The sequence below is a fragment of the Corallococcus praedator genome, from assembly GCF_003612125.1.
GTDB classification, from domain to species: domain Bacteria; phylum Myxococcota; class Myxococcia; order Myxococcales; family Myxococcaceae; genus Corallococcus; species Corallococcus praedator.
The window spans coordinates 1-379 of sequence record NZ_RAWI01001485.1 but is presented as its reverse complement, the minus strand read 5'-3'; the positions used below and the strand labels follow the sequence as shown (position 1 = coordinate 379).

Annotated in this window: 1 protein-coding gene; it reads left to right on the top strand. The window is 68.3% G+C overall.

All coding sequences use genetic code 11. The annotated features are described in order from the left end of the window. On the top strand, positions 1 to 379 hold a 379-nt coding region (locus D7Y13_RS44995; protein WP_208734779.1), incomplete at both ends, for a cbb3-type cytochrome c oxidase subunit I.

The following is a 379-nucleotide window of genomic DNA, read 5'->3' as shown; positions in this document are numbered from 1 at the left end:
CTCGTACTGGCTGTTCCTGTTCGGCGGCCTGACCGTCGTCTCGGGCTTCCTGACCCCCGGCGGCGCGGCCGACTTCGGCTGGTTCGCCTACACGCCGCTGTCGAGCGCGACGTACTCGCCGGGCGCTGGTGGCGACCTGTGGATCGTCGGCCTCATCGTCTCGGGGCTGGGCACCATCCTCGGTGGCGTCAACTTCATCACCACCATCGTCTGCATGCGCGCGCCCGGCATGACGATGTTCCGGATGCCGATCTTCACGTGGAACATCTTCGTGACGGCGCTGCTCATCCTCATCGCCTTCCCGGTCCTCACCGCCGCCCTGTTCGGGCTGCTGGCCGACCGACACCTCGGCGCCCACGTGTTCGACCCCGCCAACGGC